Origin of the sequence: Streptomyces sp. YGL11-2, assembly GCF_050054615.1 — a bacterium.
Lineage (GTDB): Bacteria > Actinomycetota > Actinomycetes > Streptomycetales > Streptomycetaceae > Streptomyces.
The window spans coordinates 310754-323092 of the sequence record NZ_JBNHIN010000001.1 but is presented as its reverse complement, the minus strand read 5'-3'; the positions used below and the strand labels follow the sequence as shown (position 1 = coordinate 323092).

Genomic DNA, 12339 nt, shown 5'->3' with positions numbered 1-12339 from the left:
GGCCGGACTCCGGCCCGTACGCCGCCGACCAGGGGGGAAAGCCGCCCGATGACCACCGCACGACAGGCCCTGTCCGACGCCCGGCTGTATCTGTGCACGGACGCGCGCACCCGCCAGGGCGACCTCCCGCAGTTCCTGGACGCGGTGCTGGCCTCGGGGGTGGACATCGTCCAGCTGCGCGACAAGGGCATGGAGGCCGGCGAGGAGCTGCGCCACCTGGAGGTCTTCGCGGACGCCTGTCGGCGGCACGGCAAGCTGCTGGCGGTCAACGACCGCGCGGACGTCGCCCATGCCGCGGGCGCCGACGTGCTGCACCTGGGACAGGGCGACCTCCCGGTCCCGGCCGCCCGCGCGATCCTCGGCCAGGACGTCCTCATAGGCCGCTCCACGCACGCCGAGGCCGAGGTGGACGCCGCGCTCACGGAGCCCGGCGTGGACTACTTCTGCACCGGCCCCTGCTGGCCGACGCCGACCAAGCCCGGACGGCACGCCCCCGGCCTGGACCTGGTCCGGTACGCCGCCGCGAGCGCACCCGAGCGCCCCTGGTTCGCGATCGGCGGGATCGACGCCGGCAACCTCGACGAGGTGCTGGCGGCCGGCGCCCGCCGGGTGGTCGTGGTCCGCGCCGTCACGGAGGCGGACGACCCGGGCGCCGCCGCGGCGGGCCTGGCGAAGCGGATCCGCACCTGGGGCCAGTGACCCGAGCCACCGGGAGCCACCGGGTTGCCGCGGGATGTCCACGTAGTGGACAGCAACCGGACGAACCCGGCATTACGTCGATGGCGGTTGGTGTCCGTCCGGGGTGTGGTTAACCTGCCGGTATGGCCCTAGGAACAGCTTCCACCAGGACTGATCGCGCCCGGACCGTGCGCGAGCTGCTCGCATCCGGCAAGCGGTCCTATTCGTTCGAGTTCGCCGCCCCGAAGACGGAGAAGGGCGAGCGGACCCTGTGGAACGCCATTCGCCGGATCGAGGCCGTCGCCCCGACCTTCGTGTCGGTGACGTACGGTGCCGGCGGCACCTCCCGTGACGGCACGGTGCGCGCCACCGAGCGCATCGCCACCGACACCACCCTCACCCCGGTCGCCCATCTGACCGCGGTGAACCACTCCCTGGCCGATCTGCGCAACATCATCGGCCAGTACGCCGACGCCGGGATCCGCAACATGCTCGCGCTGCGCGGCGACCCGCCCGGCGACCCCATGGGCGAGTGGATCAAGCACCCCGAGGGCGTCTCCTACGCCGCCGAACTGGTCCGGCTGATCAAGGAGTCCGGCGACTTCTGCGTCGGCGTGGCCGCCTTCCCCGAGATGCACCCGCGCTCGACGGACTGGGACACGGACGTGGCGCACTTCGTCGCCAAGTGCCGCGCGGGCGCCGACTTCGCGATCACCCAGATGTTCTTCTACCCGGAGGACTACCTCCGGCTGCGCGACCGGGTCGGTGCCGCCGGTTGCTCGACGCCGATCATTCCGGAGATCATGCCGGTGACGAACGTGCGGCAGATCGAGCGGTTCGCGGAGCTCAGCAACGCCGCGTTCCCGCCCGAGCTCGCGGCGCGCATCCTCGCCGTCAAGGACGACCCGGCGGCGGTACGCTCCATTGGCATCGAGTACGCGACGGAACTGTGTGCGCGCTTGATGGCCGAGGACGTTCCCGGGTTGCACTTCATTACCCTGAACCACTCCACGGCGACCCTGGAAATCTACGAGAATCTGGGGCTGCACCAGCGGCCCTGACCACGGTGGCCGGACTCCGGCGGAAGAGGGGCGCATATGGGCTGGACCATCCTCTACATCGCGTTCGCCCTGGTCGCCCTGTGGTTGCTCGGTGAGGTGCTCTTCCAGCACAAGGCCCGGCTGCGCTGGCGGTTGCTGGCCCTGACCGGTTTCCTCGGGGTGGTGGCCGGCGTCCTCATCCCGTCGGTGATCGTGATCGGCGTGGGCGCCGTCGCCTTCGCGGTCGGGCAGACCTATGTGACGCTCTCCTTCCGCCGCGGCTTCACCGCCGGCTGGGCGATCGGCGGCAAGCCCAAGGAGAACCGCCGGCGCCGCGCCCGTCCGTCCGGCGGGCGCGCCGCCGAACCGTCCCTGCAGGTCTCCGACGTGGAGGCGGTCCCGCCCGCCGACGCCGCACCCGCCGACATCCCGCTCGCCGACGCCGCGCCTGCTGATGCCGCGCTCGGAACCGCCGCCGGCCAGGGCACCGCCGAGGAGCTGTACGCGGCCGGGATCGGCTACGGCACCGGCGGCTTCGAGGGCCAGGACCCCTACGGGGCAGCGCCGGACCCGGCCGGCTATGCCGCGCAGTCCGTCCCCGGCCAGGACGGCTCCGCGTACGGCGAGCAGTACGCCATGCCGTATCCGGGGCCGGACGCCGCCACCGTCTACGCCCAGGCCGACGCCAACGTCTACGCGCCGCAGCCGCTGCCCGACGAGACCGGTGCTTACGGCGTCTACAGCCTCGACGCCCGCGCCGCCCCGGCGCCCGCACCGGCCCCCGCGCCGTCGTACGACCTCTTCGGCAACGCCGAACACGACAGCGACGGCAACGGCTATGCCTACGGCGGCGGTTACGGCTCGCCCGCCGCCGGCCAGGACGCCTACGCCGACCCCTACCCGGCCTACGACGACGGTCTGCACCAGGGCCGGCAGGCGCCCTACTCGGACCCCTACATCGGCACCCAGCAGTACTCCGCGCACTACGACCCCTACGAGGAGCCCAGCCCCTTCGGCGAGGCGCCCTACGCCACCCAGCACTACGACGGCCAGCAGTACGACGCCCAGCAGCATGACGCCCAGCACTACGACGCCCTGGGCCAGCCGCTGGGCACCCCCGGCCAGGGGTACGGCGAGGCGCCGCCCGACGGGGTCTGGATGCCGCAGCAGCGCGATCCGCAACCTGCCGTGGAGCAGCCGCCGTACCCGCCCCCTCAGCAGGGGTACGGCGAGCAGCACCACCACTACTGAGCCGCCGGCCCCGGGACTACGGCGGCGTCAGGTCGAGCCGTGCCAGTCGTCGCCGTTCACGATCAGGCCCGCGACGATCGCGCCGGACATCCCGGCGTGTGCCGGCCCGCCGCCCGGGTGGGACCAGCCGCCGACCGCGTAGAGCCCCGGTATCGCGGTGCGGTTGCCGGGGCGCAGGAAGCGCCCCTCCTGCCCCGCCAGCGCCGGGCCCGGCACCAGCCCGCTCTCCGTGGGCGGCACGATCTCCCGCCACAGCACCCGCTCCCGCAGGCCCGGTACCGCGGCCTCGGCGACGTCGGTCAGCCGGTCCGCCTCGTCCGCCAGCGCCTCCGCGTCGTACCAGTCGACGGGGCCGTGCGGGGCGACCGTGGCGGTCAGGGTGACCGCCTCATGGCCGTCGTCGGGCCGGGTGGCTGGGTCGTCGGGGCGCAGCACCGTCACCGTCGGCCGGGCGCAGGGCTCCCGGAGGCCGTAGCCGTCGCCGAAGACGCCCGCCAGCTCGGCCGCGCGGTCCGGTGCGTGGACCACGGTCCGGTGGACGGCCTCCTGCGGGCGGGCCCCGCGCAGCGCCAGACAGACCGTCAGCCGCGCGGTGGCCCGGTCTCCCGGCCCCGGATCGGGGCGGACCGCGTCCGCGCCCCACGGATCCCGCCCGGCACACAGCCCGGGGAGCTGCACGGGGTCGACGCCGGCGACCACCCACTCCGCCTCGGCCAGCCGCCCGTCGGCCAGTTCGACGCCCGCCGCCCGCCCGTCCTTCTCGACGATCCGGGTCACCTCGGCACCGAAGGCGAACTCCACCCTGCGCGCCCGGCAGCGCTCGTACAGCGCGTCGGCCAGCGCCCGCATCCCGCCGCCGACGTACCAGCTGCCGAAGGTCTGCTCCATGTACGGCAGCACGGCCGCGCTCGCCGGGGCGCCGCGCGGGTCGAAGCCGTACGCCAGCGCATGGCTCTCCAGCAGGGCGATCAGCCGCGGGTCGGCCAGCTCGCGCCGGGCGACCTCCGCGAGGGTGGCGGTGGTGGGGCCCTTGCCGCGCCCGAACAGGCCGCGCCGGCGCACCGCCGGATACGGGTCGCGCCCCAGGACCCGCCAGTCCGCCCACAGCGGCTCCTCCAGGAGCGGCCGGCGAGTGGCGTCCCACGCCTCGCGGGCGCGGCCCACCAGATCGCTCCAGCGCTCGCCGGCGCCGGCGCCCAGCGCCTCGTCCAGGGCCGCCAGGACCCCGGCACGCGAGGCGTTCGGCAGCGCCACGGAGGTGCCGTCGGCGAAGACGTGCCGGCTCGCCGGGTCGACCTGGGTCAGCGCGACGCAGCTCTCCAGGGGCTCGCGTCCGGTCTTGAGGAACAGATCGCGGTAGACGGCCGGGAGATGCAGCAGACCGGGCCCGGTGTCGAAGGCGAAGCCGTCCCGCGCGAACCGGCGCAGCGCGCCGCCGTACGTCGCGTCACGCTCGAACACCGCCACCCGGTGGCCCGCGACGGCCAGCCGGGCGGCGGCCGCCATCGCGCCCATCCCGGCGCCGATCACCGCAATCCCTGCCATGCCCGCGACTTTATCCGGCGGCACCGACAACGCCCGCCGCGGCCGCCCGCGCGGGCCGGCGGCGGGTCAGCCCGCGGGCGGCACCGCGTCGCCGGCCGGGGCCGCGGCCGTCCGCCGTGCCTCGCGGCGCTGCCGCCGGCGCCGCAGATGGCGGCGGATCCGCGACCACAGGAGGACCACCACCGTGATGCCGGCGGCCAGCAGCAGCGCCGCGACGACCGCCGCGATCACCGGGTGGAAGACGGCGAAGACGATGATCCCCGCGGCGCCCAGGTCCTCCAGCAGGCTCAGCACGATGTTGCTGGCGGGCTCCGGCGAGGTGTTGACCGCGATCCGGGTGCCCGCCTTGACCAGATGGCTCAGCAGCGCCGTGGAGCCGCCCACGGCGCCCGCCGCGAGTTCCGGCAGCGACCCGTTGTGCCCGGCCAGCAGCGCCGCCACCACACCGCCCGCGATCGGCCGGATCACCGTGTGCACGGCGTCCCAGACCGAGTCCACGTACGGGATCTTGTCGGCGACCGCCTCGCACACGAAGAGCACGGCCGCGACGGTCAGGACATCCGGGCGCTGCAGGGCGGCGGGCACCTCGTCGGTGACGCCGGTCGCGCCGAGGAGGCCGAGGAGCAGGACGACGGCGTAGGCGTTGATCCCGCTCGCCCAGCCGCTGGTGAAGACCAAGGGAAGTACGGACACGCCGGAGATCGTAGGCGGTCACCAGGGCCGGGCGCTCGGCCGCTGAGGCCCGGTGCTCAGTTTTGAGTATCCGTACTCAGACGCCGAGATGAGTAGGTACGCGGATGGGCCGGAACCCCTCTGGAAGGAAAAGTAGGGGCCACGGACGGGAAGCGGCGCCGCACCGCCGACACGGGGCGGCGGAGCGGCGCGGCTCCCGGACGTAACGGGGGATGCACGGGGGAGTACGGGGGCAGCGCTGCCCTGGTCGGATCGGCGGGGGAACGATCCGTGCCAGGGCAGCGCACTTGTGTGTACGGGGCGGCCGCGCTCCGCGGGCCGCCGCCCGCCTCTCAGTCGGAGTGGCCGGTGACCCGCCCCTGGAGGAGCCGCGACAGCGCCGCGTGCACGTCGTCGATCGAGCGGTCCGGCTGGTAGGACTGCCAGTCCAGGGCGGCGACCAGCACCATCCCGAACAGCGCCGAGGCGGTCAGCGGGATGTCGATCTCCTCGCTCAGCTCCTCTCCGGCCACGGCGTCCCTCAGGACGTCCTCCACCACTGTGATGGCCCGCTGGCGCACCACCATCAGCGTGGACTGCCAGGCGCGGTTGGTGCGCCACAGTTCGGCGACGTAGAGCTGGGTGAGCGCCGGGTAGCGGGAGATGAAGTCCAGACCCGCCCGGATCATGGCGTCCAGCGCGTCGATCCGGGTGCCGCCCCGGTCGGCGACCTCGTCGGCGGCGGCCTGCAGGGAGGTCGCCAGCAGCTCGATGCCGTGCCGTAGCAGCTCCTCGAAGAGAACGTTCTTGCTCGCGAAGTTGTAGTAGACGGTGCCCTTCGCGACGCCCGCCCGCTCGGCGATCTCGTCCACCGTGGTGGAGGAGAAGCCCTGTTCGGCGATGAGCGTGACCGCGGCGTCGAAGAGTTTGCGCCGAGTGGCGTCGCGGCGTGTGTTGGAGCTGTCCATGGAGGCGATTGTGCCGGTCGCGACGGATCGGTGCGCAGCCCGCCGGGTGTCGGGCAGGGCTCCTGCGGGACGGGGGTACCTCCCAGCGGTAGCTGGGGGACGGCGGGCGTTCACAGGCTCAGCTCCGGGTGCAGGTCCTTCATGCGCACGACCTGGCGGCCCCGTGCCGCCAGAGAGGTCAGCGCGAGCGCCCCGAGGGTGAACGCCAGCAGCACCGCGCTGCCCTGCCATACGGGCGCGAGGTCGCCGCCCGTGATGAGCCGCCGCAGCCCCGCCACGATGTAACTCATCGGCAGATAGGGGTGGATGGCCCCGAAGAAGCCCGGGCTGGTCTGCACCGGATAGGTGCCGCCCGCCGACGTCAGCTGGAGCATCAGCAGCGCCAGGACGAGGATCCGCCCGGCCGGCCCGAACTTCGCGTTCAGCCACTGCACGATGGCCGAGAAGCATGCCGTGACCAGCACCAGGAAGCCGATCGTGCCGGCTGCCCTGACCATCTCCAGACCGAGCGCGAAGTGCAGGACGGACATCAGCGCCGCGGTCTGCAGCACCCCGATGCCGAACACCGGCAGCCATCCGGACAGCGCCACCCGCCACGGGGACGCGCCCATCGCCAGCGCCCTCCGGTTGAGCGGCGCGATCAGCATGTACGCCACCATCGCGCCGACCCACAGGGACAGCGGGATGAAATACGGGGCGAACCCCGTGCCGTAGTTGGGCGCCTTGTGGGCGGCGTCGGACGCCAGCTGGACTGGGTCGGACATCACCAGGGTGCGCGCGTCGCGGTCCTTCGTGCCGTAGTCGGGGATCTGCCGCGCCCCGTCGTGCAGCCCGCCGGCCAGTTTGGCCGAGCCGTCCGAGAGCTTGAACATCCCGCCGTCCAGCGTCTGCGCGCCGTCCTTGAGCCTGCCGACGCCGGTGTCCAGGTCACTCATACCGGACGCGGCGCGCCCGGTCCCGTCGTGCAGCTGCTGCGCGCCGTCGTTGAGCCGGCCCGCGCCGGCGGCCAACTGGGCGTTGCCCGCGGCCAGTTTGCGGGCTCCCGCGGAGACCTGGTGGGCGCCGTCGTTGAGATCGTTGATCTTCTGGACCGCGGTGTCCATGTCGGCGCCGAGGGTCGGGCCGTGCTGCGCCAGTTCGGCGGCCAGGGAGTGCAGGGTGTCCAGGTCGCGGCCCAGCTGGTCGAGGTTCTGCTGGTCGTGGACGTAGCCGCTGACCTCCTCGGCGGTGTCCGCCGCGGTGGCCGCCTGGTCCTTGATCTGCTTCAGCTCGGCGCAGGAGGTGTCCAGGGTGATGACGCCGTCGCAGCGCAGCCGGTAGTACGTGTCCAGGTGGTCGGCGATCCCGCGGGAGAGCTTCGCCCCCGTGGCGGCCGCGGCGGGCAGCTTGTCCAGGTGGTCGCGGACCGCCTGCGAGCCGTCGGCCACCAGCTGCGCCGCCTCGCCGATCTCCTTGCCGTGCGCCCGGATGAACGGCCCGACCTTGCCGACGAGCCCGTTGACCGTGTCGGCCAGCTGCTGGGTCCCGTCGGCCACCTGCCCGGCCCCGTCGGCCAGTTGGCGCGATCCGTCGGCGGCCGTACCGGCTCCCTTGGTGAGGTCGGTGCTGCCCTGGGTGAGCCGTCCGGCGCCGGCGTCCAGGTCGCCCAGGCCGCCGACCAGTTTGCCGCTGCCGTTCTTCGCGGTGCCCAGGCCGTCGGCCAGTCTGCCGGCGCCGTCCTTGGCCCGGCCGATGCCGTTCTTGAGCTGGTCGGCGCCGTCGGCGGCCTGTTCGGTCTTGCCGTGCAGGGTCGAGAACGAGACGAAGATCTTGTCCAGGAAGGTGCGCGAGGACTTCTCCGAGGCCGCCGAGCGGACCTCGGAGAACACCGTCCGGGAGATCTGCCCCACGATGTAGTTGTTCGCGTCGTTGGTGCGGACCTTGAGCAGGCCGGTCTCCGGGTGACTCCCCGAACTGGAGGCGATCTTCTGGCTGAAGTCCTGCGGGATGGACAGCGAGAGGTAGTACGAGCCGTCCTCGACACCCCGGGCGGCCTCCTTGGCATCCACGTGGCGCCAGTCGAAGGTGTGGCTGTCGCGCAGCCCGTCGACGATGCCGTCGCCCGCCGAGATCCGCTTCCCGTCGACCTCGGCGCCCTTGTCCTCGTTGACCAGCGCGACCGGGATCTTGTCCAGTCGGCCGTAAGGGTCCCAGAAGGACCACAGGTACAGCGCGCCGTAGAGGAGCGGCAGCAGCAGGAGGGCGGCCAGCGCGGCGCGCGGCAGCTTCCCCCTCCCGAACCGCTTCAGCTCAAGCGCGGCCAGCTTCGGCGAGCGCATCGGCCGCCCCCTCCTCGTCGTCGTGCCCGCCGTCCACGGGGGCGTCGGCAGCGTCCTGCTCCGGGCGGCCGGTGCGCACCAGCACCACGCCCGTGGTGTTCTGCGGCGGCTCGCTGCACACCGCGACCACGGTGGTGCCGGCCGCCGCGAGGGAGCGCAGCATCACCCAGGCCGCGGCGCGCTCCTCGTCGGACAGCTTCAGATCGGTGTCGTCGACGGCCAGCAGCCGGGGGCCGCCGATCATCGCCAGCGCCACGGTCAGCCGCAGCGCCTCCAGCCGCTCCAGATCGCGTACGGAGGTGCGGATCCCCTTGGGCAGCGTGTCCAGGTCCAGTCCGGCGGCGGTGAGCGCGGCGTCCACGAGGGCGCGGGCCGCGGCCCGGCGCTCCTGCCGCGGCCGCAGCAGCGTGCCGAGCGAACCGCCGAACCGGCCCTGCAGCAGGGCGCGTTCACGCAGATGCTCACCTACGGTCAACGCCGGATCGAGCTCGGCGATCCCGGGTACATGGGCGAGCGCGGTGACGGACCGGACCGCGGCCATCCTCTTGGGCAACGGCAGCCCGCCGACCTCGGCGGTGCCTTCGGCGGTCTTCATCCGGCCGGTGAGCGCGAGCAGCAGGCAGGTACGGCCGGAGCCCGACGGCCCCTGTACGGCGATCAGCGCGCCGGGCTCCGCCGTGATGTCGATGCCCCGGAACGCCCATCCGCGGGGGCCCTTGACGCCGAATCCCGCGGCCGTGACCGCCGCCCCGTGCGGGGTGCTGTCCACGATCCCTCCTTGAACTGACTGGTCAGTTCAAAAAGTATGGGGATTCCGCGACCCTTTCCGCAAGGGGTCCGGGCGATCCGTGCGAGACGCCCCCCGGCAACCTCGCCCGGGCGGCGGCCCGCACCCCCGGCAATCCCCCTCGATTCGGACGAAAGTGCAGGTCAGAGCCGATTGTCAGTGGTGTACCTCACGATGGGGTCAGTGGTCCGAATCGGCATTCGGTCCTGAACCGGCATGCGACGACAGGAGGTTCGTCATGGCAGCTCGTCCCACCGCGGGCAGCTCCGCTGCGTACGGTCCCCCGAGCGATGTCCACCCCGTCCTGCGGCGGACGGCAGCGCCCTCCGCCGCCCTCGACCTGCTCGCCCAAGCCCAGCACGGCCTCGACGAGGCCCAGACCCTGGAGAGTGCCAACGAACGGTTCGCCACGGCGCATCTGGCCGCGCTGCGCACCGCGGCCGCCGTCCTCGCCGTCCGTGGCCGGCCGGAGACCACCGTGCGCCGGAGGCAGCGTATCCGGAGCGCGTGGGACGTGCTGCCCGAGGTCGCTCCCGAACTGGCCGAGTGGAGCGCCCTGTTCGCGGCCGGCGCCGGCCGGCGGGCCAGGGCCGAGGCCGGCATAGCCGGCGCGGCGAGCCGCCGCGACGCCGACGACCTGCTGCGGGATGCGGAGTTGTTCCTGCACCTCGTGGAGCGGCTGCTGCGGATCCAGCCGGCACTCCCGCCGCAGCGTGCGGAACGGGCGGGCTGAGCGCACAGCGCGGGAAACCCAGCGCACAGCGCGGGAAACGCAGCGCACAGCGCGGGAGATGCAGCGGGGAGCGCATGGTGCCCAGCGCGGGCGGCGCGCCGCGAGAGCGGGCGCGGTGCGCCGTGGGGACGGAGGCGCTGCGCCGTGGGGGCGGAGGCGGCGCCTCGCGGCGATGTCGGTCGCCCGGCGCGGGCTGGGCACGGCGCCGGGCCGAATACGGAATAGGGTGGTGAGCGACTGGATGTTCATGCCCCCGCCGAGGAGCCACCCGCCGTGTCTGACCTGCTGCGCCCGCGCGCATCCCTTCGTACCGCCGTGGTCTGGGAGGTCCTCAAAGACGCCCTGGAGCGCCGGGTCAAGGCCGCCGGCCGCGACGCCCTGGACGTCCTCGACACCGGCGGCGGCAGCGGTAACTTCGCCGTGCCGGTGGCCCGCCTCGGCCACCGCGTCACGGTCGTCGACCCCAGCCCGAACGCCCTCTTCGCCCTGGAGCGCCGGGCCGCGGAGGCCGGGGTGGCCGACCGGATCAGCGCGGTTCAGGGCGACGCCCACGGCCTGTTCCAGGTCGTTGAGCGCGGCGGCTACGACGCCGTGCTGTGCCACGGCGTGCTGGAGTACGTCGACGACCCCGCGGAGGGCCTGAACAACGCCGCCGACGCGCTGCGTCCGGCCGGCACCCTCAGCCTGCTCGCCGCCGGCCTGGGCGGGGCGGTCCTCGCCCGCGCCCTGGCGGGCCACTTCACCGAGGCCCGCCACGCCCTCACCGACCCCACGGGCCGCTGGGGCGAGGGTGACCCGGTCCCGCGCCGGTTCACCGCCGAGCAGCTCACCGAGCTGGTCACCGCCACCGGCCTCAAGGTCGGCGCGGTGCACGGCGTACGGGTCTTCGCCGACCTGGTCCCCGGCGTGCTCGTCGACACCGAGCCCGGCGCCATGGAGGCGCTGCTGAAGCTGGAGGCCGCCGCCGCCGAGCAGCCCGCCTTCCATGCCGTGGCGACCCAGCTGCACGTGCTCGCCGAGCGCGACTGACCGCGGACGGCGGGCCCCGTGGTGGCCCCGACCACCGCGTGCGGTCGGCCACAGGCCACCCGAACAGCCCCTTCGCCCCGTATGATCGGTGTACGACGTTCCGGCATGACGGACTGGTGGGTGGGGAATGCAGCCAGCATCACCACCGGCCGCCGCGGCGGCTTGGCCAGTGAATTGGCGTAGAGGGGCGGGTTTCACGGGGGCGATTCCCTGCCTATCCTGAAAGGGTCGCACCCCGGTCGCCCCCCGCGACCGACGAGTAGGAGGACTCCGTGCCGCTCTCGGAGCACGAGCAGCGCATGCTCGAGCAAATGGAGCGAGCGCTGTACGCCGAAGATCCCAAGTTCGCGACAGCGCTTGAGGGAAGCGGGCTGCGTACGTACACCCGGCGACGGGTCTACCAAGCGGTCGCGGGCTTCCTGGTGGGTATCGCCCTGCTCATGGCCGGAATGGTCGCGCAGCAGATCTGGATCAGCGTGGTCGGCTTCCTCGTCATGCTCGGTTGTGCCGTTCTGGCCGTCACCGGGTGGCGCAAGGCCCCGAAGGCGGGCGAGCGACGGGCAGCAGCGGGCGCCGGAGGCGTCGGCGGGCCGGCGCGACGGCAGGCCAGGCAGCGCCGTTCGATGATGGACCGTATCGAGGACCGCTGGCAGCGCCGACGCGATGAACAGGGCCACTGACCAGCAACTGGGCGGCGCTCCGTGTCCGGCGGGCGCCGATGCGCTGATGTGTCGACGTACCGACGTACCGCACGGATGTCCCACAATGTGGAACGGCCTGATCTCCTCCGCCTGATCGCCCCTGTTTGACCCCCTTTTTGTCGAGTCTCCTCGTCACCCCGCATCGGCCGGAATGCACCGGGCGAGCGGTGACCGGTAGAGGAACGGTTCCTCTCGGTGGAGGGGTGAGCCCTTCCCGGTGCAGCGGTGAGTGCCGCCGCTGCCGTGGTGAGTTGTGCGCGCTGTTGTGCCGTGGTGCCCCCACGCCGTGTCGTGGAGCCCGCGCTGTTCCCTGGTGCTTCCGTGCTGTCCGTGGTGCGGCCCCTGATCGTGTCGGGGACCGCACCACGGTGCCGTGAGCCGTGAGCGGGGAGCCGGCCAGGGGCGGTTGGGCCGGCGGGTCTCGTCCTACGCCCCGCCCGCCCAGCGCGTCCTGCGCGGCCCCTGTCTGGTCGCCGGCCTGTCACCGTGGTCGGCACGGCATCGTGTCCGGCGAATGCCGGTGTGGGTCCTCGGTGTCCCGGGTCGGTCCGCGGTGGCTCGCCCGGATTGCGACGCGCCACGCCGCGGATGCGGGAGACGCCCGCCGCCTCGGCCTG

General features: G+C 73.3%; 11 protein-coding genes. 6 read left to right on the top strand and 5 right to left on the bottom strand.

Features of this window, described 5'->3' with window-relative positions; translation table 11 throughout:
* The first annotated feature begins 48 nt into the window (after positions 1 to 48).
* The 3 genes from thiE to ACO1BR_RS01445 all read left to right on the top strand — a co-directional run bounded on the left by thiE (position 49) and on the right by ACO1BR_RS01445 (position 2969).
* Positions 49 to 699, top strand: a complete 651-nt coding sequence (gene thiE, locus ACO1BR_RS01455) for a thiamine phosphate synthase (RefSeq protein WP_426793166.1) — start codon at positions 49 to 51, stop codon at positions 697 to 699.
* A gap of 122 nt (positions 700 to 821) precedes the next feature.
* A complete protein-coding gene (metF, locus tag ACO1BR_RS01450; protein WP_426793165.1) occupies positions 822 to 1739 on the top strand; it encodes a methylenetetrahydrofolate reductase [NAD(P)H] in 918 nt (305 codons plus the stop codon).
* Between the two features lie 36 nt (positions 1740 to 1775).
* The gene (locus tag ACO1BR_RS01445) at positions 1776 to 2969 is read left to right on the top strand and encodes a hypothetical protein (RefSeq protein WP_426793164.1); all 1194 of its coding nucleotides are present in this window, start codon (positions 1776 to 1778) and stop codon (positions 2967 to 2969) included.
* A gap of 27 nt (positions 2970 to 2996) precedes the next feature.
* Here ACO1BR_RS01445 and ACO1BR_RS01440 read toward each other — a convergent pair whose 3' ends face one another.
* From ACO1BR_RS01440 to ACO1BR_RS01420, 5 genes are all read right to left on the bottom strand, one after another.
* The gene (locus tag ACO1BR_RS01440) at positions 2997 to 4514 is read right to left on the bottom strand and encodes a phytoene desaturase family protein (RefSeq protein ID WP_426793163.1); all 1518 of its coding nucleotides are present in this window, start codon (positions 4512 to 4514) and stop codon (positions 2997 to 2999) included.
* Between the two features lie 66 nt (positions 4515 to 4580).
* Entirely contained in the window at positions 4581 to 5207 is a 627-nt protein-coding gene (locus tag ACO1BR_RS01435; protein ID WP_426793162.1) for a DUF4126 domain-containing protein, read from the bottom strand.
* A gap of 332 nt (positions 5208 to 5539) precedes the next feature.
* Entirely contained in the window at positions 5540 to 6154 is a 615-nt protein-coding gene (locus ACO1BR_RS01430; RefSeq protein WP_426793161.1) for a TetR/AcrR family transcriptional regulator, read from the bottom strand.
* A gap of 110 nt (positions 6155 to 6264) precedes the next feature.
* The gene (locus ACO1BR_RS01425; protein WP_426793160.1) at positions 6265 to 8472 is read right to left on the bottom strand and encodes a YhgE/Pip family protein; all 2208 of its coding nucleotides are present in this window, start codon (positions 8470 to 8472) and stop codon (positions 6265 to 6267) included.
* Positions 8444 to 9241, bottom strand: coding sequence for an ATP-binding cassette domain-containing protein (locus tag ACO1BR_RS01420; RefSeq protein ID WP_426793159.1), 798 nt, complete (start codon positions 9239 to 9241; stop codon positions 8444 to 8446). The genes ACO1BR_RS01425 and ACO1BR_RS01420 overlap by 29 nt, the downstream gene beginning before the upstream one ends.
* 256 nt (positions 9242 to 9497) lie before the next feature.
* On the opposite strand from ACO1BR_RS01420, the gene ACO1BR_RS01415 reads away from it, so the two are divergent.
* From ACO1BR_RS01415 to ACO1BR_RS01405, 3 genes are all read left to right on the top strand, one after another.
* Positions 9498 to 9992 carry an SAV_6107 family HEPN domain-containing protein gene (locus ACO1BR_RS01415; protein WP_426793158.1) on the top strand — a complete coding sequence of 165 codons (495 nt, stop codon included), beginning with the start codon at positions 9498 to 9500 and terminating at the stop codon, positions 9990 to 9992.
* Positions 9993 to 10265: 273 nt separating this feature from the next.
* Positions 10266 to 11021, top strand: coding sequence for a methyltransferase (locus ACO1BR_RS01410; protein WP_426793157.1), 756 nt, complete (start codon positions 10266 to 10268; stop codon positions 11019 to 11021).
* A 272-nt stretch (positions 11022 to 11293) separates the two neighbouring features.
* On the top strand, positions 11294 to 11701 hold the full coding sequence (locus tag ACO1BR_RS01405; protein WP_426793156.1) for a DUF3040 domain-containing protein: 408 nt from the start codon (positions 11294 to 11296) through the stop codon (positions 11699 to 11701).
* Positions 11702 to 12339: the final 638 nt, after the last annotated feature.

What these genes read in the sequence shown, in the direction of transcription:
- thiE (WP_426793166.1), top strand. Translation starts at nt 49, where the DNA reads ATGACCACCGCACGACAGGCCCTGTCCGACGCCCGGCTGTATCTGTGC.
- metF (WP_426793165.1), top strand. Translation starts at nt 822, where the DNA reads ATGGCCCTAGGAACAGCTTCCACCAGGACTGATCGCGCCCGGACCGTG.
- ACO1BR_RS01445 (WP_426793164.1), top strand. Translation starts at nt 1,776, where the DNA reads ATGGGCTGGACCATCCTCTACATCGCGTTCGCCCTGGTCGCCCTGTGG.
- ACO1BR_RS01440 (WP_426793163.1), bottom strand. Translation starts at nt 4,514, where the DNA reads ATGGCAGGGATTGCGGTGATCGGCGCCGGGATGGGCGCGATGGCGGCC.
- ACO1BR_RS01430 (WP_426793161.1), bottom strand. Translation starts at nt 6,154, where the DNA reads ATGGACAGCTCCAACACACGCCGCGACGCCACTCGGCGCAAACTCTTC.
- ACO1BR_RS01425 (WP_426793160.1), bottom strand. Translation starts at nt 8,472, where the DNA reads ATGCGCTCGCCGAAGCTGGCCGCGCTTGAGCTGAAGCGGTTCGGGAGG.
- ACO1BR_RS01415 (WP_426793158.1), top strand. Translation starts at nt 9,498, where the DNA reads ATGGCAGCTCGTCCCACCGCGGGCAGCTCCGCTGCGTACGGTCCCCCG.